Origin of the sequence: Alteromonas sp. 38, assembly GCF_902506055.1 — a bacterium.
Classification (GTDB): Bacteria; Pseudomonadota; Gammaproteobacteria; order Enterobacterales; family Alteromonadaceae; genus Alteromonas; species Alteromonas lipotrueae.
Genome location: NZ_LR733300.1, coordinates 347,318 through 369,347, shown reverse-complemented (window position 1 = coordinate 369,347; position 22,030 = coordinate 347,318). Strand labels below are relative to the sequence as shown.

16 protein-coding genes and 2 pseudogenes are annotated in these 22,030 nt (G+C 41.4%); 15 read left to right on the top strand and 3 right to left on the bottom strand.

Features of this window, described 5'->3' with window-relative positions; translation table 11 throughout:
• Window positions 1-300: 300 nt before the first annotated feature.
• Window positions 301-462 (bottom strand): helix-turn-helix domain-containing protein, encoded by a 162-nt coding sequence (locus tag FLAVO9R_RS01520; RefSeq protein WP_159528175.1) that lies wholly within the window; start codon window positions 460-462, stop codon window positions 301-303.
• A gap of 1,406 nt (window positions 463-1,868) precedes the next feature.
• Here FLAVO9R_RS01520 and FLAVO9R_RS01515 point away from each other — a divergent pair.
• The 4 genes from FLAVO9R_RS01515 to FLAVO9R_RS01500 all read left to right on the top strand — a co-directional run bounded on the left by FLAVO9R_RS01515 (window position 1,869) and on the right by FLAVO9R_RS01500 (window position 7,209).
• The gene (locus FLAVO9R_RS01515; protein WP_159528173.1) at window positions 1,869-3,260 is read left to right on the top strand and encodes an endonuclease; all 1,392 of its coding nucleotides are present in this window, start codon (window positions 1,869-1,871) and stop codon (window positions 3,258-3,260) included.
• A gap of 715 nt (window positions 3,261-3,975) precedes the next feature.
• Complete coding sequence (locus FLAVO9R_RS01510) at window positions 3,976-4,698, top strand: DUF4062 domain-containing protein (protein WP_159528171.1); 723 nt, start codon at window positions 3,976-3,978, stop codon at window positions 4,696-4,698.
• 341 nt (window positions 4,699-5,039) lie between these two features.
• Window positions 5,040-5,753 carry a transposase gene (locus FLAVO9R_RS01505; protein WP_232370553.1) on the top strand — a complete coding sequence of 238 codons (714 nt, stop codon included), beginning with the start codon at window positions 5,040-5,042 and terminating at the stop codon, window positions 5,751-5,753.
• Between the two features lie 628 nt (window positions 5,754-6,381).
• The gene (locus FLAVO9R_RS01500; protein WP_159528169.1) at window positions 6,382-7,209 is read left to right on the top strand and encodes a heparin lyase I family protein; all 828 of its coding nucleotides are present in this window, start codon (window positions 6,382-6,384) and stop codon (window positions 7,207-7,209) included.
• Between the two features lie 417 nt (window positions 7,210-7,626).
• On the opposite strand, the pseudogene FLAVO9R_RS01495 reads toward FLAVO9R_RS01500, so the two are convergent.
• Window positions 7,627-7,985: pseudogene (locus FLAVO9R_RS01495) on the bottom strand (transposase); the annotation flags it as partial.
• A 750-nt stretch (window positions 7,986-8,735) separates the two neighbouring features.
• Between FLAVO9R_RS01495 and FLAVO9R_RS01490 the strand changes: the two are divergent.
• From FLAVO9R_RS01490 to FLAVO9R_RS01475, 4 genes and pseudogenes are all read left to right on the top strand, one after another.
• The gene (locus tag FLAVO9R_RS01490; protein ID WP_159528167.1) at window positions 8,736-10,052 is read left to right on the top strand and encodes a hypothetical protein; all 1,317 of its coding nucleotides are present in this window, start codon (window positions 8,736-8,738) and stop codon (window positions 10,050-10,052) included.
• Between the two features lie 22 nt (window positions 10,053-10,074).
• Window positions 10,075-10,884, top strand: coding sequence for a hypothetical protein (locus tag FLAVO9R_RS01485; protein ID WP_159528165.1), 810 nt, complete (start codon window positions 10,075-10,077; stop codon window positions 10,882-10,884).
• 826 nt (window positions 10,885-11,710) lie between these two features.
• A complete protein-coding gene (locus FLAVO9R_RS01480) occupies window positions 11,711-12,931 on the top strand; it encodes a hypothetical protein (protein WP_159528163.1) in 1,221 nt (406 codons plus the stop codon).
• Between the two features lie 95 nt (window positions 12,932-13,026).
• A pseudogene (locus FLAVO9R_RS01475) lies at window positions 13,027-13,134 on the top strand (DDE-type integrase/transposase/recombinase); the annotation flags it as partial.
• Window positions 13,135-13,457: 323 nt separating this feature from the next.
• On the opposite strand, the gene cadR reads toward FLAVO9R_RS01475, so the two are convergent.
• A complete protein-coding gene (cadR, locus tag FLAVO9R_RS01470) occupies window positions 13,458-13,847 on the bottom strand; it encodes a Cd(II)/Pb(II)-responsive transcriptional regulator (RefSeq protein ID WP_013755210.1) in 390 nt (129 codons plus the stop codon).
• An 81-nt stretch (window positions 13,848-13,928) separates the two neighbouring features.
• Between cadR and FLAVO9R_RS01465 the strand changes: the two genes are divergently transcribed.
• The 7 genes from FLAVO9R_RS01465 (at window position 13,929) to FLAVO9R_RS01435 (ending at window position 21,786) form a co-directional block, all read left to right on the top strand.
• Window positions 13,929-14,564: a cation transporter gene (locus FLAVO9R_RS01465; protein ID WP_159528161.1), complete on the top strand. Its 636-nt coding sequence runs from the start codon at window positions 13,929-13,931 to the stop codon at window positions 14,562-14,564.
• The gene (locus FLAVO9R_RS01460; RefSeq protein ID WP_159528159.1) at window positions 14,561-14,926 is read left to right on the top strand and encodes a DUF3703 domain-containing protein; all 366 of its coding nucleotides are present in this window, start codon (window positions 14,561-14,563) and stop codon (window positions 14,924-14,926) included. The genes FLAVO9R_RS01465 and FLAVO9R_RS01460 overlap by 4 nt, the downstream gene beginning before the upstream one ends.
• Window positions 14,913-15,806 (top strand): cation diffusion facilitator family transporter, encoded by an 894-nt coding sequence (locus FLAVO9R_RS01455; RefSeq protein ID WP_159528157.1) that lies wholly within the window; start codon window positions 14,913-14,915, stop codon window positions 15,804-15,806. The genes FLAVO9R_RS01460 and FLAVO9R_RS01455 overlap by 14 nt, the downstream gene beginning before the upstream one ends.
• An 87-nt stretch (window positions 15,807-15,893) precedes the next feature.
• Window positions 15,894-16,289 carry a hypothetical protein gene (locus tag FLAVO9R_RS01450; protein WP_007984747.1) on the top strand — a complete coding sequence of 132 codons (396 nt, stop codon included), beginning with the start codon at window positions 15,894-15,896 and terminating at the stop codon, window positions 16,287-16,289.
• 72 nt (window positions 16,290-16,361) lie between these two features.
• Window positions 16,362-17,684: a TolC family protein gene (locus FLAVO9R_RS01445; protein WP_193362813.1), complete on the top strand. Its 1,323-nt coding sequence runs from the start codon at window positions 16,362-16,364 to the stop codon at window positions 17,682-17,684.
• Complete coding sequence (locus FLAVO9R_RS01440; protein ID WP_159528155.1) at window positions 17,681-18,619, top strand: efflux RND transporter periplasmic adaptor subunit; 939 nt, start codon at window positions 17,681-17,683, stop codon at window positions 18,617-18,619. Before FLAVO9R_RS01445 ends, FLAVO9R_RS01440 begins: the two co-directional genes overlap by 4 nt.
• 53 nt (window positions 18,620-18,672) lie before the next feature.
• Window positions 18,673-21,786: an efflux RND transporter permease subunit gene (locus tag FLAVO9R_RS01435; protein ID WP_159528153.1), complete on the top strand. Its 3,114-nt coding sequence runs from the start codon at window positions 18,673-18,675 to the stop codon at window positions 21,784-21,786.
• Window positions 21,787-22,030 lie beyond the last annotated feature (244 nt).

Sequence of the window (22,030 nt, the reverse complement as noted above, 5' to 3'; positions counted from 1 at the left end):
AAAACTTACCAATAGGTAACCCAACAAGTTTACAATAAGCTTCAAGTAAAAAGATAAAAATAAAATTGATATATTTCAATAGCATGGCAAGTTGTTAGAATTGCAAAATCGAAAAACAAAAATGAGAATTATTTCTGAAATTGTTAACAGATAAGCTGCCTTTGCAAAGATCATAGCTTGAATAATAGATAAAAAGGCAGAACAATAACAACCAAACACATTACCAATAGGCGCAATATTGGTTAATGAAATTAATGTATGCGGTTTAAGCTGACTTTTTATGGGAGGGATTACTGGTAGTTAAACCTGCTGTTCGGAACTGCGCGGTTCAACTAAAGTGCTGGAATACTGTTTAGGTGGTATACCCATAATACGTTTGAATGTGGTTGAGAAATAGGATGGCCCAGCAAAGCCTACGCTTAAAGCGGCCGAAATGACTGAAGCACCATCGGCTAAGCCCAAACAAATTTGGAACGCCCTACTTTGCTTGTAAACTCAAAAAAAAATGTCGTTGCTGAAAAGGCAAAAGAGACAAAGGAAGTAAAATAAAATACTTTTTCATCAAATTGATTTCGTTTTGTATTTTGAATAACTAAATTTTGTATGCTTGAAGATGTTGCAACGAGAATGAAGAAAATTGAATAAACGAACGAAAGTACGATAACTATAAAATGGTTCAATTTCATCCAAAAAATAATGACATCAGCTTGACTAAGTAGAACCGATATTCCGAAGAACGCGCTCCACAAGACCATTAGTGAGAATAACACCGACCTTTTCAAACTTAAAATCGATTCTTTTATTAGCACACATTACCTCTAGCCATTATTACTTGTTGATTGAAATCTATGTTTAGTCCTTTTTGGATATATAAAAAGAAGCATAGATAAAGGTCACAACCGTTGCTAATACAATCAATGTTGTTCTAAGCCAGTCTATTGGTATAAGTTTAACGATGGAAACTACCAATACCCATAGTACCATAGCCCCTAAAGCTTTAGGGTAATGTCTATATGCGCTTTTTCGATTCATGATGAGCCTTAAACTTATATAAATTAGAGAAAATGGGGCGTTATAAATTGGGGAGTCGTTTTCACCCAATGGTATACCTGCCTTAAAAGAACTATTCAATGAGTCTATTTCGAACGACAGTGACTTCCCAGCAAAAACCATTTAAGAAAGAAAGACATAAAAAAACCAAATGCATTATCAATTAATACAAAATTGGTTAAATAAATTAATGTATGCGCTTCAATTTCACTTTTCCTAGGAGGAATTGCTGGTAGTTAAACCTGCTGTTCGGAACTGCGCGGTTCAACTAAAGTGCTGGAATGTAGAAGTTAGAAAAAATAGTAATTAGTCACTTAAAATGATCAACCGTTTTAAAATACAATTGCATTAGCTTGCAGCATGTTAATTGTGCAGCCCCAAAGAGGTCCGCTTCTGACCAATAGCACTTTTGAAGGCGGCCACTTTACGCACAGAGCTGAAGAGCTTTAAACTTTGTACGCCGACCGCATTTTATCAATCTGCCGTTTCTCACTCGGTACAAGTTTTAATGCATACCCTCCCTTATTTCTAATGTGAAATTAATAAGAGCGCATCGGCTCTTTTTTGTGCACTTATTTTACCTGCCCAAACCCATTGTATTCGCGGCCCACTTAAGAATTCTTATTCCATTTTGTCGCATAAATAACTTATATTTATACATTTATATTGATCTTAGTGAATTTTTATTCAAGAATGGCTGATGCTTTATTGAACAACCTTTAAAAAATAGTAAAAATAAAAAGGAATTATTCACCAGATAGTCATATCACTTCACTATTTTTACCGCTTTCTCACAACAATAAAAAGAAGGATAAGCAATGTTAAAAAATGTGCAAAAATCTATAGCGAGCGTAGTATTATTAATGCTAGCTGCGGTTAACTCCGCAAGTGCCGCTATACCAAGTGGATACTATGACTTAGTAGATACCTCTAATGCAGATACCCTACGAGATTCGCTACATGAAATTATAGATGACCATCAAAGGTTCCCTTACACTTCATCTGCAACTGATACATGGGACATACTGGAAGAGGCAGACGAGGATCCAGACAACGCAAGTAACATAATTGATATCTATAAAAATGAAAGTTACAGCAAAGAAGGTGGCGGTAACAGTAATTACAACCGTGAACACACCTGGCCTAAATCTTACGGCTTTCCAGACGATGGCTCAAGTAACTACCCCTACACAGATGCCCATCACCTATTTTTAGCTAATAGTGGTTACAACTCAAGTCGTAGTAACAAGCCTTATGCCGACTGTGATTCTAGTTGCTCTGAAAAAGTTACCACCTCTAGCAATAACAGGGGGGGTAGTAGCACAGAATCGAATTGGACCACTGGATCAGGTGCCACAGGTAGCTGGCAAACGTGGAGTGAAAGAAAAGGCGACACGGCTAGAGCGTTAATGTACTTAGCAGTGCGATACGAAGGTGGGACGCATGGTGACACAGGAGCTTCTGAACCAAACTTGATTTTAACCGATGACCGAGCGTTAATTGCTAACTCAAACACGGGAGACAATTTGACCGTAGCCTACATGGGTCTCAAATCGACTTTGCTGCAATGGCATGAAGATGACCCAGTCGATGATTTCGAACGTCGGCACAACGAAGCTGTTTATGAAAACCAAGGAAATCGGAACCCATTTGTTGATTACCCCGAATATGTAACCTGTGTGTTCGAAGGTAATTGCTCCAATTCAACTGGTAATAGCTCAGGCTCAACCGATGCATGGATCAACGAAATACACTATGACAACTCAGGCTCGGACCAAAATGAATTAGTTGAAATCGCTGGTACTTCAGGAACAGATTTATCAGGTTGGAGCATAGTAGCGTACAATGGTAACGGTGGCAGTGCTTACAAAACCACCTCCTTATCTGGCACCATTAGCAACCAAGATAACGGTTTTGGTACAGTCGCATTTTATATCAGCGGTTTACAAAATGGCGCATCAGATGGTCTGGCGTTAATTGATAGTGTGGGTAGCGTAATTCAATTCTTAAGCTACGAAGGCACGCTAACGGCCACTAGTGGCGCTGCGAGTGGTGTTACATCCACGGATATTGGTGTATCAGAAACCAGCTCTACTAGCATAGGCTATTCACTGCAATTATCTGGCTCTGGTCAAAGTTATGATGACTTTACCTGGGAATCACCAGCAAGCAGTACCCCAGATTCAGTCAATAATAATCAGTCTTTTTAAAACTAACTAAGGCTTTTATTTAACTCTATAGTTGGCTACATCGACTTGGTAGCCAACTTAGTTTTACTCTAAAGCTCTTTACCTCCCACTACCAATAACTCAGTTGAGCGTACAGTATTTTTTACCTAAACCACTCCGGCTCAAGCGTAATTTGCTACGTGGAACTAACCTTAAAAAAATTTTCAAAGTAGCAAAAATCCGATTTTATTATAAGTTTTTAGACTAGCTACACGGTTTTTTGTGGTTAGGGTATTTCCAATTGCAATTAAAGAACGACTTTTTAAGTACAACTGAGAAGTATAAAAAGACGTAACAAAATGACTACTGCTTGTCGTTTAAATCCCGTCAACAACAGCTGTGTACGTGAAGCGGTCGTTAAACTCCATTAAAATCCAAGGTCAGAAATACGCGAAAAGATAACTCACCTCGAATAACTATAATGGTCCGATTTTGATGTTTTCGAAGACCAAAAAATAACTGTTTTTATCGTCAAATCAGACAATTTCCCTCATATTCAGGAAACGCCCCAATAGAGCGTTTGCCCCCTAATGTGATTAACCCTGATTTCGAACATCCAACGTCTCCTTAAGCTTTGAGAAATAGGGGTATTCTGGCATTATGGGTCAAAACGAGCACATGTTCTGTAGAAAAATGGGCTAATTGCTCGATACTAAATTGTTATGTTTTACGAAATCGAGCACGGAGTTTTTAATCAATGAAAATAAATATGCACACCTCACATCCTTCTGCTTTTATTAGTTCGACATTCATAGATCTGTATGAAGATCGGAATGAGGTGGCAAGTATTCTAAAAAAAAGAGGGCTAAATGTTAATGCCTTAGATACTAGGCCAGCTTCAACACAGTCGTCTAAAAATGAAATTCTCAACGGAATTAAAGAAAGTGATTTCGTAATCCTCCTAATAGGAGACCGATATGGTTCAATTCTAAAAAGTATGACTAGCAGCGACTCAAAAAGTATTACATGGTGGGAATATATCAATGCTTTAAAAATGGGAAAACCTGTTATAGCTTACTTTAAAAATTTTGATGCAAGTAACCCTACTAGTCACGATGATCGTTCAGATGCTATGTACAATAAAAAGCGTAACCTTTTCGACATATTTAAGAAGTTAATAACTCAAAGGCATAATCCAGCTTTTTATACAGAACCTTATGAATTGGCCAAAAAGCTTGATAACTCTCTAATCAGTATTTATAGAGCGGGTGTAAAAGAGCTGAGTTCGAGTAAACTGGAGTTGAGTAGCAAAATAACTCAACTTCAAAATGAGCTAAATCAACTTAAGTCTAAAACAACAATACAAGCTGCAAAAACAACTCAAAATCCAGTTGGTTTAAGCGGTATTGCTGACCTAATGGGTGTATCTCCACAACCTAAACCGACATTAGGTCTTATTGACATTCTCAATAAAAAGTAAAACACAACTAAAAATCAAGCAAGACTCCTAAAAATTGCCTGTTGTGTGTGCCACACTAATTATGGCCAGCTATTATCCATCTCTTATTTGAGGTTATATTTTTATTCTACTTCGGCTAAAAAAAGAGAAAGTTTAAGGGAAAAAGTAAAATTACAAATGTCGGCTTCTGTCACTTTGCATTTATGTTGGGTTTGCTCCTACAAGGATTTCAAATTTCAGGGGTTAATTCATCTTAAGTCCGAAGATATAAAACTTATCGAATATTAAAAATACACATGGGCTCATCGTGATGAGAAGGCTGATCTCGATGTGGATAAAGCAATGGTGATACATTACAAACCTTGCCTGCAAAAGACGATGACCATTACGGCCAATTAGCGCAAATAGGTGGTTTTAATATGCACGCTGGGGTGTTTGCTGACAGCCACGAAACTGTGAAACTGGAACGCCTGTGCAGATACATCGCAAGGCCAGCTATAAGCGCACAACGATTGAGTCTGAATGATTCCGGTAAGGCGAGATATGAACTCAAAACACCTTATAGCAACGGCACTACGCATGTGTTTTTCAATCCATTAGATTTCATCGCCAAGCTCGCGGCACTAGTCCCGCCTTCTAGACTAAACCTTACGAGGTTTTATGGCGTGTTTGCTCCCAATGCTAAGGTGCGTGCCGAGGTAACGGCTTCACAACGTGGAAAGAATAGTCCTCGCTTAGCAGAGCATCTGAAAGATTCAGATAAGCCATACCATGCGCGCAGTATGTCGTGGGCGCAGAGGCTAAAGCGTGTATTTAATATCGACATAACCGTGTGTGAGGCTTGTGAAAAGAGCAACGTCAAAATTATTGCTTGTATTACCGCCCCTTCTGTCACCTACAAAATATTAATGCATTTAGACAAACTAGATTCACTGATTACCGCCAATACTTGTCGAGCCCCGCCGGTTTTCGAACCTGTGCAAACCTCAGTGATTGAGACTACTCCATCCAAAGAGATTTTGACTTTGGCGCATGAATTACAAAACAAACGAGAGCTTGAACATGCAATATGTTGAGGCAAGACCTTCCACATATCTCATTTCGAATTTCAGTACCAAAGACCAGATCACTTACTTATCTTGACGACAACCAATTTCATATTTTCTTCAAAGCACCTATTGGGAAAACGTAAAACTAGACTCAAATACAGCTGTCACTATGTCTAGCCTATAGCGTTAATATTTCTTATACTCTGCTTGTAGTTTTGCAGCCCTCTCTGAGCATCACTTTTCAAAAACTAGTAATTCAGGGGTTCTCTTCTCCATCCCCAAACTATCATTCAGAAAACCGTTTTGAATATAGTAGTTGAACTTCCGTTTTTGTAAAAAAGTATTAAAAATTAGTGTTTTAGTTGGTTTTTTCTACCAAGTGGATAAGGATTATAACTAATAAACGGCATTAATGTATGTTAGATTAATGGAGTTCTCACGGTTTATTGACATACCAAGTTGTGAGAAACAATTCATAAATGCCTTGGAATTTATTATTTGTCTAGTAGGAGATTGTAGGTAGTTGCTCGGCTATAAAGTCCACTGTGCGCAAAGACCTAAATAACCTAAATAAACGATTGCTTGGTTTTATGTAGTTAGTATTACTTAACAAAATGAAGAATTTAAATTAAGAACACTCATATAAGGATTATTTATGCTTTTCCACTCAAAGGTTTGCAGAGTTATCTTACTTACTACTTGTTTAGTTTCTGCTAATACATTTGCAAAAACGTTTTATAGAATAACTGCAGAGGACAATGAGGGAGCGATGATTCGTAATCCTAGTGGTTGTGGCAGCAACATATCTGACGGTAATGGAGATTTGCTTGAGGGAGGAGATATTTATAGAGGAAAATGTGATGGCGCTGGTAATTCACCAGAAATTGGAGGAACACACGAGTATCAAAAATATCTGAAATTTTCGACCGATCCCACTGTTTCGAACAGCGGTAATGATCGATCTGAACTTGCCCTTACTGCTAGAGATTTTCCCTTCAATGAGAATCTGTATGTCGGGTTTAGAATGATGATTCCCAGCTCGGCTGATATCGCTAACAAATCATATTATTTAATGCAGCTATGGCAGTGTTCTCCTCAATCACCAATATCAGGAATTCGAGTCACTGGTGGAACTAGTCATCGTATTAACTTTATGACTCGCAGAGACAGTGGTAATGGAGCGAGTTTTGTTCATTACGATTTAGTTCCTAACGTCTGGCATGACTTTGTCTACAAAATAAATGTAAATCCTACTGGAGAAGGAAGTGTGAGTGTTTGGAAGGATGAAGACGGTCAACCGACAGGGTTCTTAGGTTCTTTTGGATATTATTCGGATGGAAAATGTGAAGGTGGTGGCGAGCCAAACCAATCGTTTAGGCTTAAGTTTGGTATATACAAAGGTAACGAGAGTGGAAAATATTTCGAAGTTCAGTACGATGACATTCGTATTGGAAACTATTATAGAGATGTTAAGCCTTGGTAATTGTTTATTCCATGCATTAGCGAGTCACGTTAACAAGCATTAACGTGACTTGAATGTCGAATTAGTTATTTAACAGCTCCCCAGCTCCAACTTTCAACAGAACCATATACATCACGTCCCCCAGTTCCTTTGGCATATATCTTTTTACCTGTTGCATGTGACGATAATGCGATGCTCATAATACTCTTGCCTCCTGGTGTATTTACGTCAAAAGCCAAATGATTTAGGTAACTACTACCACAAGCGGCAGGGCTATTTGTTAACGGGCTAGGGAAGGTGCGAATAAGTCCCGCAATTTAGGTCCTGAGCGATACTTTGCTCTAGCAGTTTAAATTTTAAGCACTAAATTTCCAATTTCGGCCAATATACTACCGTTATAGGCCGGATTTCGAACCAATTCCGGTCTGTTCCCGGGTTTCAGACAGTTCCAAGCTGTCGTCGCAACATTTGGTCGACTTGAAACAGGTTTGCCAAAGTGAATAACATAGCTAATTGGCTGTCGTTTTTCTCCAGTCCTTTGTACCGAGCTTTGATAAAACCAAATTGGCATTTGATAATGCGAAACGGATGTTCAATATTTGTTCGGGTACTGGCTTTCAGGTATTCGATGTTGATGTCTGTTTTGTTGTTGCGGGGATGTTTTTTCAATGCCCGAACTTTGCCGGGGCGCTCTGCTATCAGCCATTCCACGTCGGTCTCTTTCAGCTCTTTGCGCTTTCTGCGCCTTGATAACCCGCATCGCCGGATACGAATTCCTCATCACCGTGTAACAGATTTTTCGTACTGCTAGTGCATATTGGCGCACTAGCCACAGTTTGTGAGTCAATTTTTTTCACACACATTAAAAACCTGACCGTCTCTTGTGTACGTACCTCAGCCAGTCGGCCAGAAATGGTAATAACATGTCGTAATCAATGAAAGCGGACATTGATGATTAGATCACAGGGAAAGCTGTACTGACTCACTGAACAGTCTTAAAAAAAACCGACTAACTTCCATGATAAAAAGAAATATTTCATGGAAGAAACCTTTGCACATTAAATCTAATAAAGGGGTATACAGACGACACTGCCCTGAAACAACCTTGTTGTATCAACCAATTAAGCAATATTACCCGTCTTTCAAAGCAACGTTGGCAGCGCAATATAGATTTTTGGCTCAGCATGTAGAAAGATAATTTGAAGAGTTCCTCAGTTTCGGTCTTCTAGAAAAAGGAATTTTAAGTGTAGTTTGCGAAGATTGTAAACATGAAAAACTAGTTAGGTTTAGGTTTAAAAAATGAGTTTCTTGTCCTAGTTTCGTGGCTATCAGAGTTACTTCAGGATGTGCCACTTGCCCAAGCAAAACATGAATAAACTATTTGCCTATTTATTGAGGAGTTGCGAACAGAAAAACACTAAAAGCAACATAAAAGCAAATTTATCTGCCTTTACATTTCTCCTATGTTCTGCCAGTTTTATTCATTGACTAACTGATAATCATTTGAGTAGTCGCGGTATTTTTAAAAGGGAAAGGATAAAGACAAGATGCCAAGCACATTAACCGACGTTACCACGCTTTTGAAAAATCACGTTGCCGTATTAAAAGCTGCGCAGCCTGAAAACACCTCACCAGAGAACCTAAACAGCACCAATATTAGCAGCCTGCAACATCTCGATCAGTTTGTGGATGCGCTAGAAAACACCATTAAAACCGAGCGCAACAACATTGACGATTTAAATTTAACTCCCGGTAACGACCTAAGGTACAATATATTTGATGTCTTTGAACTGCTTACCATGGCCTCGGAATCACTCAATAGTGCCTATAAAGCCAAGCAAGCTCATCATTCGCTCCGTGATAGATGTATAAAAGCCCTGCTGCATTTAGATCGCCTGAAAAACTATACTCAGGAAAAGATATCCGCTCAGCAAACCCGCTATTCCAATCAGGGCACCACCTTAAATACTGCCGTTATTAAAAATCCTGCACCCAACTACAGAACAGCCGCGGAACAAATTACATTGGCCTTTCCTGCTGGACCTACCCATCATATGCATGCCCAGAAAGCCAACTACACTGCCGCCGCTTTAGGAAGTGACAGGTCCACAGTGCAAATTGAAGCCCAAAAGGCCTTTAGTGAATCAGTACGTGATGAATTGAGAGATGCCTACAACTATGAAGAGCAGCATCACAAAAACCTCGAAAACGCCTACAAGAAAGGGGGAGTTTTGGATATTACTGAACGTTGGCTGATGATCCGGGAGGTATTCTGTAATGACTTTAAACGGGGTTATCTGATTTTGCGCCATGCCTTAATTGGAGTGGAGTTGATGGAGCCAGTGATATTCGCCGACTACGAATCCTTTAGGCAAAACCTCAAAAATATGAGCCTAACGGATATTATTATTAATATCCGAAATATTCGGCAAGATATTCAGCTCAAACGAGCTAAAGAAACTGAAGTCACCGTCACCACCTCACTAAAAAATTTTTTTGGGGACGACATCAATGACTTTAAATCCGGCGACGCGGTTACCAAAAAACCGCAACAGAATTGGTCAAATGCCTTATTTGCAAAAGCAGTTATCAACCAGATCACTATATATGCCACCGAAGATGCCAGCAGCAATCCATTAGTTAGGATCACGCCTCCAGAATTAAGCGATGCTGCCGATGTCACTTTTCAAAACAGCAGCAGTTATATCACCGCCATGGAAACCCAATTTGCCACTATGGCAGAAACCCAAACATATGGCGGCCGCATGCCATTTAATGCCTTCTGGAAATTTGAATTGCTGGACGGGGAAGTGCCCATGAATGGCAAAAAACTGGAAATCAAATTTAACCTGCTTGTTCCATAAGCGCAATAAAAGGTAATCCAGAATGGCCCATATGCCAGAGTTTGAGGTCGAGCGCACACCGCCAGAAATAGAAAACACTTTCAGTAACGAATCAGAAAATGAAGCAGGTAAAGAGCAGGAATATGTGCTCACCGACGAAGACATGTACCGGGAATTTGGCATCATTCCCATGCAAGAAGAAGATCTCAATGAAGCTCAAAATGGCCCGGAAGGACACTATGAAGAACAGCAAATTGAGCAACTTCTACCAGAAGATAACAACGACTTTTTACTAAACAATGTCGACAGATTCTCTTTCAGCGAAAAGGAAAACTGGCAATTTACGCTGGAGCATTCATTAGAAGATTTACTTAGCAAACCAGTAGAACAAGTCAGAGAAGAACGTGAAATCGCCCAGAGAGTTAGTCATGTGCTGGTGCGTATTGGTATGCCCGTCGACTTAGGCACGGTAAAGCTCGATGTTGGAGTTGATCCGGAGACCAACGTCCCTACCGTTCACGTCACTGGAAAGCTCGGGATTTCCCCTATTACCCGCAAAATAAAACCCATATTAGATGGCATTGCCAAAGGCATGAAAGGCGCCAAAGCCGAGGCCGATATCTACATTAGTTTTAATATTCCGACTGTAGGACGTAAAGACATTCCTAACGTCATCGGTAAAATCGGCGTAAGTGCCGGAATAACTTATAAAAAAGTAGGGTTTAGCAAAGATGTTTATGTGGAATTTCGGGCCTTTGATGACCGAGTAGAAGTTGCCGGCGTGTTTGCCCAGCGCAGCGGTGTGGTACTTATTCAAATAAAAACATCAAAATGGACGTTAGATCTAGACTAACAGTGCTTATTAGTAGCAGATGTCCAACCGAAAAAATAATTTTTGAATTGCCAAATGAAAACGGCTGCAAATTATTTAAAAATACTCCTGTTGCATTGTTCAGCTATGCTGTTTATTAGTCTTTTACTTCAAAAAGTGACCAGCCACTATTAAGAATGTTTTCCCATTTAATAGTTTCCTTATTGAGTAACCTCAATGTCCGCTTGTCTCAAAGTGCCTCTAAAACTATTGGCTGCTTCGTACGTAGAGCAGCCGTTGGCATTAAGTTTTACCCGTATTTAGCTGAGCAACAGATAGATATAATATAAATAAAAATCGGGTATAAAAAACGTACTAAAATATGAATGCAGCGGGTATGCTATCTGAGGGAAATCATCTTAAATTGCCCTAGGTATCAGAGGCTCAAGGAGGGGAGCAAAATAATGTTACATCTCGTATTTGGTACGCCCACACTTCTAATTTTTATATTTTTTATAAGCTGCATTTTTTTTGTAGCTGGTCCTAGTAAGAAAATATACGTTATCACTCTATCTATTTTGTTTTTTATAATAATTTTATGCGTGTCCGCAATTTCATTTTTTTATGAAGACAAGATATTGAGTTCATCCTCAACAGTTCCTCCCGAAGCAAGTCTACTTTTGCTTGCTATTCTATTTTCTTTGTTTTGCCAGCTTGTTGTTTTTTGACATATTTTGTCCACAAATTTTTAGTTAAGTCCAAGGAGTACCAAAAGAAAGACGAGGTCGACAGAAGAAACATAAAGAAGGTTATATATAAAATCGTAACCTCAAAAGCATTTTTAATAGGCGCTATATCATCAATAGTAATGGTACTTTACCGAAACACTAGTGATACTTTATTTCCATTCGCAGTTGTTAATTTTTTATATATTTTTGGAGTCGTTTCGCTAAACCTCCTTATTTTAGGGGGCAAGAAATCAATCAAAACTCTGACTCTATTTTTTGTGTTATTTTTGATCGGAAATAGCGCATTAATAAGCTTTATATTGCTTAGTAAACATCAAGTGGTAGCCGCTCACATGCTCTTTTCTACTCTATCGGCATTGGTTGGCCTTGTATATCCACTATGGACTGTAGTGTTGCACCCTGAGCGAGTTCACTGGTTTAAGCTCCCTATCATATTCATCATCATTTTAATAACATCAGTAGGCTCTATTTATTTGCCAATGAAAATATCATTGAACGGTGCCTCACATATGCATTCAGGTGTCGAAACCATCGGTTTATTTCGAAGTGCTGGATCTTCTCAATATCAGCAATGTAGGGCCTATCAAAATACGTTTCTATTCGAAGAGGTTAACGATGAGACGGCCAAAGACGAGTTCAACACTAGTTGCTCTGTGTTTCTGAACGGTGTTTTATCTTCCATCTCAGACTCAGAAAAATATTGCTCACATATGACCTTTAGATTTTGGACCGATCAACTAATAAGCAATATATACGGGTTGCGAGACGACCTATACGGGTTAGGAGCATGTAGAGTATCTACTTTGGTAGCAAAGAAAGGAACGCCGACCGATAGAATTTCTAAATGGTATTCAATATTCATCAATATTGTATGGTTCAGCGCATTATTCTCTGTCATGGTTGAAATGTACAAAATATTAGTTAACGTTCAAGTCTCTCCTATATCTATCGAAATAAGTTTTGCAAAGCCAAAACTTTCTTATAGGTTAATTCATAAGGAATACTTTAGATATTCCTCCTCTTTATCTCTCTTTTTCGGCGTTGTACGTTTTAGGAAAAATAACCTACCCAATTCAGCTAGAAGAATAATTAAGTATATAAAATCAAACCTAGGTTTGTTAGAAAATCCTTCAAAGTTTGATATCAAGTTCTTTGTGGACCTTAGAGATATCTTTAATGATATAGAACTTGTTCTTTCCGAGCGAACTAGTTCATATCTTATAAAGTACGAAGGTTTTTATTTTGATGTAAAAGGTTTAGTTGATGAACCTACTGATTCACTAGTGAAAGTTAAAGTGAAATTTCGAAGAGAGATGAAAGCTAGATGCGTCGAGTCCTAGTGAGATTGGAAGCGGCTATAGCATATTATTCTGCTATAGCAGTAACGCTCAAATTAGATAGACAATTTACCGTTTCAATGTCCCATCAATATTAGGTAACTGACATTACCTATACCCGAACCCACAAAGGCTGGCTCTACTTTGCAGTTGTATTGGACTTATACTCTCGCGCCGTCGTTGGTTGGTCGATGGGTTCACGAATGGAATCATAGCTCGTTACTCAATCGCCGCTAAGTTTTGTTGCCTTTTATGCGTGCGTTACCGTCCGCTCCTTGTCTCAAGATGCCTCTGTCGCTGTTGGGCGGCTCCGTACGTTAAGCGGTCATTGGCACATTGACAATAGAGCAGCGACAAAGAGCGATCACCAGTCGTTCGACCTACCTCAGTCGAACGACTGCTTAGCCCAAAATTGCGGACGTAGCTATTTATTGTATATTGGTTACTTTATCGAATTTCAATTCGTCGAACCTGTAACCTTATGAAACCGTAGGCAAAGGTAAAACGATAAGACTTATAGATATCAGTATCACTCTTCAAGCAACTGCAATACCCCACATTCTTTAACTTTTCTATTATCTGTGCATGCCGAGGCCATCTCAGATAGGGTAAGCTTTAGCTCCTCAAGCTCTGCAATGCGATGCGTGACGTCAACCATATGTTGATGGATCAAATTGTTCACACTGGAACAACTTTTATTGGGATTATTTTTTGTATCCAACAGCTGTTTAATTTCTATTATGGTCAAATCTAATGAGCGACATTGTTTAATAAATCGCAGTGCCCTCAACGATGAGGCGTCGTAAATTCTGTAGTTACCTTCACTGCGATTGCAAGCTTCAAACAACCCCTGTTTTTCATAAAAACGGATCGTTTGAATAGAGCACCCACTTTTTTTTGATAGCTCACCTATTTTCATAAACGTGCCTTTGTGCTGTTGACCCTATACTAGGTATAGACTTTACACTGTAGCTATAGTTTTGGGAATAGGAGTTGAACAATGAGTGGATGCGGCTGTGAAGTGGAAATCAAAGATGCCTCACAAAAACGGGTTCTGTATTGGCTGCTCGGCATCAATGCGGTGATGTTTTTCGTTGAGATGACCGTGGGTATTTTGGCTGACTCTACTGCTTTGATAGCAGACTCTATGGACATGCTAGCGGATGCGGTTGTATACGGCATAGGTATTTATGCTGTGGGTAAATCTATACTTCATAAAGCCAAAGCTGCGCAAATCAGTGGTTACTTTCAGCTATTGCTGGGCGTAATTATTCTCATTGATATTACCAGAAGGTTATTCTTCGGCAGTGAGCCTATCTCATCATTAATGATAGGAATGGGGTTCATTGCACTAATTGCAAACGTCGCTTGCTTGATGATTATTCGTAATCATAAAAACGACGAAGTACATATGCGAGCCAGCTGGATTTTTTCGGCCAACGATGTCATCGCCAACATGGGTGTCATTATCGCCGGAGTTTTAGTGGTATGGCTTGATAGCAGAGTACCGGATCTGGTTATCGGCTGTATAGTGTCGATTGTCGTGCTGCGCGGAGCGTGGATGATCCTGAAAGACGCCAAGCAGGAAGTACTTAATAACGAAGTACAGAAAGGTAAAGTGGGTGAGCCACTATGACATACAATAAAGCCGTTAAGCCGCATATCGATTCCAAATTGACAGATTACTCAGATGCAATGTCTAACAATAATGAGAGGCAGGCATTTGCAGCGCTGGAGGATGCGCATGTAATTGGTCAGCACTCTACTTATTTCCATTGTTTAATTCATTATAAAATGCTGCGACATGGTCTTCTAAACAAAGATTGGAGAGCCGTTTTTGGACAAGCAATAAGAATAGTTGGCGCAGCAACCAAAACAGCTATCGGCCTTGTACCTAAAGGGAATACAGGCGGCACTGACATCAGCCCTTTTAAGCGACTGCCAATCAGCGCAGAAAATCAAGCGATATTGGACAAAATTAATCATGCACAATCATAATCATAATCATAATCATAGCGAGAGTAGCAGCGCATCTAAGCGGATAGGCTGGGCATTTTCATTGAACGTATTGTTCACCATCATTGAATTTATAGGCGGATGGCTGACAAACAGCACGGCTATAATGGCCGACGCAGTGCATGATTTGGGCGATAGCTTATCCATTGGTACTGCTTGGGGCTTAAATAAACTCAGTGATAAAGAAGCAAATGCTACTTTTTCCTACGGCTACAAGCGTTTTTCACTCCTTGGGGCGTTAATTAATGGAGTTGTACTAACGGCTGGTTCGATTTGGATTTTGTTCGAAGCTATTCCACGATTACTGGCCCCTGAAATGCCCCAAGTGGAAGGCATGTTAGGGTTGTCTATATTCGGGATAGCAGTCAATGGCTTTGCAGCGTATAAACTCAGGGAAGGAAACTCCTTAAATGAACGAGTATTAAACTGGCATTTGCTCGAAGATGTTCTGGGATGGGTCGCAGTACTGATCGTGTCGATTGTGCTGATGTTCAAGCCTTGGGCGATTTTAGATCCCATTTTATCTATTGGCTTCACATTATTCATTTTATTTAATGTCATTAGAAATCTAAAAGAAACCTTACTGCTATTTTTACAAGCGACACCTGACGCACAGCAAATGGAAGAGGTTCATAAAGTGCTTATGTCTAGCGATGATGTGATGGATATCCATCATTTTCACATTTGGTCTTTGGATGGAGAGCACAGCGTTATGACTGTCCATGTGGAGCTGAATGATGATATTTCTGTATCTCAACTTAAGAAACTCAAGGAACAACTTCGTCACGGCCTAGCTGGGTTCGATTTTGTGCACACTACGATAGAAATCGAATTTGCCGATGAAGATTGCCGTGATGTGTAATCCAATGATAGAAACACTTTGTATCAGTTGGTCGATTGGTCTTAGTTCGAATACCTGTTAATATGAAAAAGATGAGAGTAGATAGATATGTTTAGTGTAAGGGTGACAAGCTACCTGTTGATTTCGCTGATTTTGTTTCAGTCGTTTTCTGCTGTCGCCAAGTCCTTGGATTTTCATGCTATTGATTCGCAACATCTAAGCGAATTACATGAACATCAGGCGGGAGATAACACCGCTTCTGTGAAGACGCATGCTCAACTGCAATCTAACGAACAACTTGATACTGATAACGCCCCCGTAGATATTTCTCACAATCCTGCTGATTGCCACCATTGTGGTCACTGTCATGGAACCCATGCCCAATGGCTTGGAAATAACACCGCAATTGAACTTGCTTCGGTTGCCACCCATCACGGTTTCTATTACTTATCAAAAGTAGTAGATGCACCGGTCACGCAATTACTACGCCCACCTAAAGCATAACCCCTGAACTAATCAAACACCGTTCGCCAACAGCTTGGCGATATATATTTTTGATAATTTAGGAATAAAACAATGATGCATATTTCATTGAGCCGCCCTGTGCGTGTGCACGCTTGGGTGATTTTCACGATGCTTGTTCTTCTGACAACACACACCGTGGTAGTAGCACAAACAAACAGTATCACCAATCGCAAAATGACCTTGCAAAGCGTCATACAGCGAACATTAGCGAATTCGCCCGAATTGCATGAGTTCACATATAGGCAACAAGCAATTGAGGGAGAAATCAAAACTGCGTCTCTTAAACCAGCCCTCAACGTAGGCATTGAAGTGGAAAACTTCTTAGGAACAGGCGAGGTCTCTGGCATTAAGGACACCGAGCTGACTCTCACATTGTCGTCGGTCATTGAATTGGGCAATAAACTCAACTCGCGTAAGGCGTTTGCTAAGGCGCAATCCACCTTAGTCGAAGCGCAAAAACAAGTGCACACCTTGGATGTACTGGCTGAAGTGACACGTCGCTACATCGATGTACTGGCGCAACAAGCGTTAATTGACGCGCAAAAAGATGCAGAAACACTTGCTCGATATACCTATCAAGCTGTCACAAAACGCGTGGATGCAGGTGCTTCCCCTGCATTTGAACAGAAACGCGCTGAAGCAGCTTTAGCAAGATCCAGATTGGATGTGGTGACCGCACAGCAAACTAAGCAAGCCATGATAAATAGTCTGGCTATTATGTGGGGGGAAAAAGATCCCACTTTTACTGATGTGGAGGGAGACTTATTTGCGCTGCAATCGTCTCCTTCGTTAACCGCGCTTTTCACCACCTTATTGGACAGTCCCAATCTTGAGGTCTATACGCAAGAATCGAGATTGCAGGCTTCTCAAGTCCGTCTTACTCAAGCAGCTAATCAATCGGATTTAAGCTGGACGGCTGGTATTAGGCGCATGAATGGCATAGATGAAACAGCCTTTGTAGCAGGCGTGAGTATGCCTCTGTTTGCCGGTGACCGAAATCTTGGCGAGTACGAAAAGCAGCGAGCAATTCAGGCACAGCTAGAACAACAAAAAGAGTCAGCGACGCAAAGCCTATACCATCAGCTAAATATGGCCTTGATGATCAGAAACAATGCGCTGCTCAATGTACAGACACTGCAAAACTCTATTATCCCACCCTTAGTTCAAGCGCTGGAATTAGTAGAGCAAGCCTATATAAACGGACGATTCAGCTACCTTGAATGGGTGAGTACACGTCAAGAACTACTCAATGCCAAACAAGCCTTAATTCAATCAGCGAAGCAAGCTCATCAGCGTGGTGCAGATATCGAATCACTGACTGCACAGCCTCTTGTGGATACGATCAACACCTCTTTTTCGAGAAAAGCAAAATGAACAAAAATATATTAATTAAGAAGCAAAACACGCTGTTAGTTTTCATTGTTTGCAGTGCCTTGGGATTTTTTTCAAGCACCACAATACAAGCAGCAGAAGGCGAGCATGGTAAAGAGGAAGCCTATAAGGATGAACGCGTATTCATGTCAGATAGCTTGGCGCAAAAAATGGGCGTAATGACGCAAAGTGTGCAAACGGGTAATCTCAATATTACCACCACTGTCTACGGAAATATTGTGACCGACCCTGCTTCACTGAGTCATGTGCGTGCACGATTCGACGGTATGGTGACCAAGGTCAATGCAAATTTAGGTAACAACGTTAAAAAAGGCGAGACACTGGCGGTAGTTGAATCCAACGAAAGCCTGAAAAGCTATCCCGTTACCGCGCCGTTTTCAGGCACCGTGATTGCCAGACATGCCAATGAAGGCGAGTTATCAAATGGCCAAGTGCTATTTTCAATCGCAAACTATGATGACGTGTGGGCACAGCTTAAAGTCTTCCCACAACAGCTATCAGATATAGCAGAGCAGCAACCCGTTCAGCTTAGCCTGTCAGGGGCAGCGTTAGACACCACTATCCAACATATCTTACCCTCACCCGATGAAAAGCCTTATGTCTTGGCGTATGCCAAAATATCCAATACCTCAGGTCAATGGCCGGTTGGCGCAGCTATCAAAGGCCTTGTCACTATCAACACCATTGATGTCGCAATGATGGTGCCTAAAGCGTCGATTCAAGAGTTTGAGGATGCTTCTGTCGTGTTTGTCAAAGAAGGTGACGAATACCGTCCCGTGCCCGTTACCTTAGGTCAACAAGATAACCACAATATTGAAGTGTTATCAGGTCTGCACATTGCAGATGTGATTGTCAGCCAGAACAGCTACCTGTTTAAAGCCGATTTAGAAAAGTCGGAGGCAGGTCATGATCATTAATAACTCAATGCTATCTATTTGGTCAGGCGTCTCTGTTATTGGGGGGCGAACACATGATTGAATCCATTTTACGTTTGTCCATAGAGCGACGAGGGATAATGCTAATGTTGATCTTCCTTGTGCTGGGCATGGGGATATTCAGTTATCAAAAATTACCTATCGATGCGGTACCCGATATCACCAACGTGCAAGTGCAAATCAATACACAAGCACCGGGTTATTCGCCTTTGGAAACCGAGCAGCGGATCACATTCGTAGTAGAAACAGCACTGGCGGGATTACCTGACCTGTCCTACACCCGCTCTTTATCTCGCTACGGGCTATCTCAGGTAACAGCGGTATTTGATGAAGGCACTGATCTGTATTTTGCGCGTAATCTCATCAATACCCGATTAGGTGCAATCAAAAGTCAGCTACCTGAAGGGTTAGCGCCTGAAATGGGACCTATCGCTACTGGGTTAGGCGAAATCTACATGTACACCTTGCGAGCCAAGCAAAATGCCATGCAAAAAAACGGTGAACCGTACAATGCCATGGCGCTTCGCGAGATACACGACTGGATCGTAAAACCGCAGCTCGCACTGGTTAAGGGGATCACTGAAGTCAACGCCATTGGTGGTTACGTAAAACAATATCATGTGAATCCTGAACCACAGAAAATGCTGAATTTTGACATTGGTCTAAGTGATATCCATCGTGCGCTGGAGCGAAACAACACGAATCAGGGGGCGGGGTTTGTTGAGCGAAATGGGCGACAAATACTGGTGCGCTCACAAGGTCAACTTCAGACACTTAGCGATATAGAAAATGTGGTAATAAAACGCATTAATACTGTCCCCGTTGCGGTGAAAGACATTGGCAGTGTAGTTATTGGTAAGGAGCTGAGAACGGGTGCGGCAACGCAGGAGGGTGAAGAGACCGTTTTAGGTACAGCAATGATGCTAGTCGGCGAAAACTCACGAGCCGTTGCCCAATCCGTTGCCAAAAAGGTGAAGGACATTCAATCCAGCTTACCTGATGGAATTGTCATTGAGCCAGTCTACGACCGCACCCTACTGGTCGATAAAGCTATCGAGACGGTTCAGAAGAATTTAGTAGAAGGGGCGTTATTAGTCATAGTGATCTTGTTCATATTGCTTGGCAATATTCGCGCCGCGCTCATCACTGCGGCAATTATTCCGCTAGCGATGTTGGCGACCATCACAGGGATGGTTAATACCGGTGTGTCTGCCAATCTGATGAGCCTTGGGGCTTTGGATTTTGGATTAATTGTCGATGGTGCGGTGATCATCGTAGAGAACTGTATCAGGCGGTTATCCGAGTCTCAGAAGCGCACAGGTGGAGTCTTGCCACTAAAAGAGCGGCTAGAACTGGTTTTTCAAGCGACCAACGAAGTCATTCGTCCTAGCTTGTTCGGTATATTGATTATTACTGTGGTGTATATCCCGCTGTTCTCATTGACAGGCGTTGAGGGCAAGATGTTTCAGCCAATGGCGGCAACGGTCATCATGGCGCTGATAGCAGCGATGCTGTTCTCTATTACCATTGTACCAGCGGCAGTCGCGATGTTTATGGGCGGAAAAGTCAGTGAAAAAGAAAGCTTTATTATTGTTGCAGGCAAATCCGCCTATCGCCCCATCATTCACCTTGCACTGAAATTACGCTGGATAGTGCTTGTCGGCTCAGTCGTGCTAGTAGTAGGCAGCTTATTGCTGGCAGCGCGACTAGGCTCTGAGTTTGTTCCCCAGCTTGACGAAGGAGACATCGCACTCCACGCCATGCGAATACCGGGCACAGGTATTGAGCAAGCCGTCGAAATGCAAAAAACACTTGAATCTACCCTGATGGAATACGAACAGGTACTTACAGTTTTTGCGAAAACCGGTACCGCAGAAGTAGCTACCGATGCGATGCCGCCCAACGTAACCGATACCTTTGTGATGCTAAAACCACGAGCGCAATGGCCAGATCCAACTTTGTCAAAAGCGGATTTCGTAGAAACCCTTGAGCGAGACTTACAAGCGGTGACAGGCAATAACTATGAGTTTACCCAACCTATCCAAATGCGCTTTAACGAGTTGATAAGTGGAGTAAGGGCTGACCTTGGTATAAAAGTCTTTGGAGATGATTTAACCACGCTTGTTGCCTCTGCAAACGACATCTTAACGGTTTTGCAATCAATAGACGGCGTGGCGGATGCACGACTTGAGCAGGTCGATGATATTCCTATCTTCACTATCAACCCTAAGCCAGTCGAGTTGGCACGTTATGGATTGGACGTCGCCGATTTGCAGGAGTGGTTGGCGTCAGCTATCGGGGGTAATACCGCTGGCTTAATTTTTGAGGGAGATAGACGATTCGAGTTGCTTGTGCGATTTGATGAAGGTATGCGCACAGATTTAGATGCCATTGGCAGCACTCCTATTATTACATCCGATGGGGAATTTGTACCGTTATCAGAAGTCGCTACACTGGGTTACTCGTCTGTTCCCAATCAAATTAGTCGAGAAAACGGTAAGCGTAGAGTCGTGGTTACCGCCAATGTCAGAGAACGCGACTTAGGGAGTTTTGTTGACGAAGCAAAAATAAAAATAACCGAACAGGTTGCACTGCCCGCAGGCTATTGGCTGGATTATGGTGGCACGTTTGAGCAGCTTGAAAGTGCCAGTCAGCGACTGTCTATCGTGGTGCCTGCCACGCTTTTTCTAATACTTGTGTTACTAGTGGTGGTGTTTGGCTCATTTCGTGATGCCTTGATCATCTTCACTGGCGTGCCTTTAGCCTTAACGGGAGGTGTTTTCGCGCTCTGGATGCGTGACATGCCACTGTCTATATCTGCCGGAGTTGGGTTTATTGCGCTCTCTGGTATTGCGGTACTAAACGGCTTAGTGATGTTGTCATTTATTAAACAGCGAGTACTAGAAACAGGTGACTTAATTAACTCAATCGTTGACGGAGCTATCACAAGATTGCGTCCGGTTTTGATGACAGCACTGGTAGCAAGTTTAGGCTTTATTCCCATGGCACTTAATGTCGGAACGGGGGCTGAAGTGCAAAGACCGCTTGCAACGGTGGTGATTGGCGGGATCATCTCGTCCACTATTTTAACGTTGATCATATTACCGGTTTTATATCGGATCATGCATTCGAAACTAATCAAAGTATGATGGTTAGGCACCGTATTGCAAAAGGTACGGTGCTCTTCGTCTGGAAATTCAAAACAATTGAAAATGATTACTGAACTGTATATTCACCAATAAGAAGCTTATTCACCGGAATACTAAAATTAACACCAATTCAATCAAGGTCGAATGATGATCTGCACATTGGCACATACCGGAATCAAGAACCGTGTGGCCTGAACGTCCGCTCCTTGTCTTTAGCGGACTGACAATACAGCGATAGCCAAGG

What these genes read in the sequence shown, in the direction of transcription:
- FLAVO9R_RS01515 (WP_159528173.1), top strand. Translation starts at nt 1,869, where the DNA reads ATGTTAAAAAATGTGCAAAAATCTATAGCGAGCGTAGTATTATTAATG.
- FLAVO9R_RS01510 (WP_159528171.1), top strand. Translation starts at nt 3,976, where the DNA reads ATGAAAATAAATATGCACACCTCACATCCTTCTGCTTTTATTAGTTCG.
- FLAVO9R_RS01500 (WP_159528169.1), top strand. Translation starts at nt 6,382, where the DNA reads ATGCTTTTCCACTCAAAGGTTTGCAGAGTTATCTTACTTACTACTTGT.
- FLAVO9R_RS01490 (WP_159528167.1), top strand. Translation starts at nt 8,736, where the DNA reads ATGCCAAGCACATTAACCGACGTTACCACGCTTTTGAAAAATCACGTT.
- FLAVO9R_RS01485 (WP_159528165.1), top strand. Translation starts at nt 10,075, where the DNA reads ATGGCCCATATGCCAGAGTTTGAGGTCGAGCGCACACCGCCAGAAATA.
- FLAVO9R_RS01480 (WP_159528163.1), top strand. Translation starts at nt 11,711, where the DNA reads ATGGTACTTTACCGAAACACTAGTGATACTTTATTTCCATTCGCAGTT.
- cadR (WP_013755210.1), bottom strand. Translation starts at nt 13,847, where the DNA reads ATGAAAATAGGTGAGCTATCAAAAAAAAGTGGGTGCTCTATTCAAACG.
- FLAVO9R_RS01465 (WP_159528161.1), top strand. Translation starts at nt 13,929, where the DNA reads ATGAGTGGATGCGGCTGTGAAGTGGAAATCAAAGATGCCTCACAAAAA.
- FLAVO9R_RS01460 (WP_159528159.1), top strand. Translation starts at nt 14,561, where the DNA reads ATGACATACAATAAAGCCGTTAAGCCGCATATCGATTCCAAATTGACA.
- FLAVO9R_RS01455 (WP_159528157.1), top strand. Translation starts at nt 14,913, where the DNA reads ATGCACAATCATAATCATAATCATAATCATAGCGAGAGTAGCAGCGCA.
- FLAVO9R_RS01450 (WP_007984747.1), top strand. Translation starts at nt 15,894, where the DNA reads ATGTTTAGTGTAAGGGTGACAAGCTACCTGTTGATTTCGCTGATTTTG.
- FLAVO9R_RS01445 (WP_193362813.1), top strand. Translation starts at nt 16,362, where the DNA reads ATGATGCATATTTCATTGAGCCGCCCTGTGCGTGTGCACGCTTGGGTG.
- FLAVO9R_RS01440 (WP_159528155.1), top strand. Translation starts at nt 17,681, where the DNA reads ATGAACAAAAATATATTAATTAAGAAGCAAAACACGCTGTTAGTTTTC.
- FLAVO9R_RS01435 (WP_159528153.1), top strand. Translation starts at nt 18,673, where the DNA reads ATGATTGAATCCATTTTACGTTTGTCCATAGAGCGACGAGGGATAATG.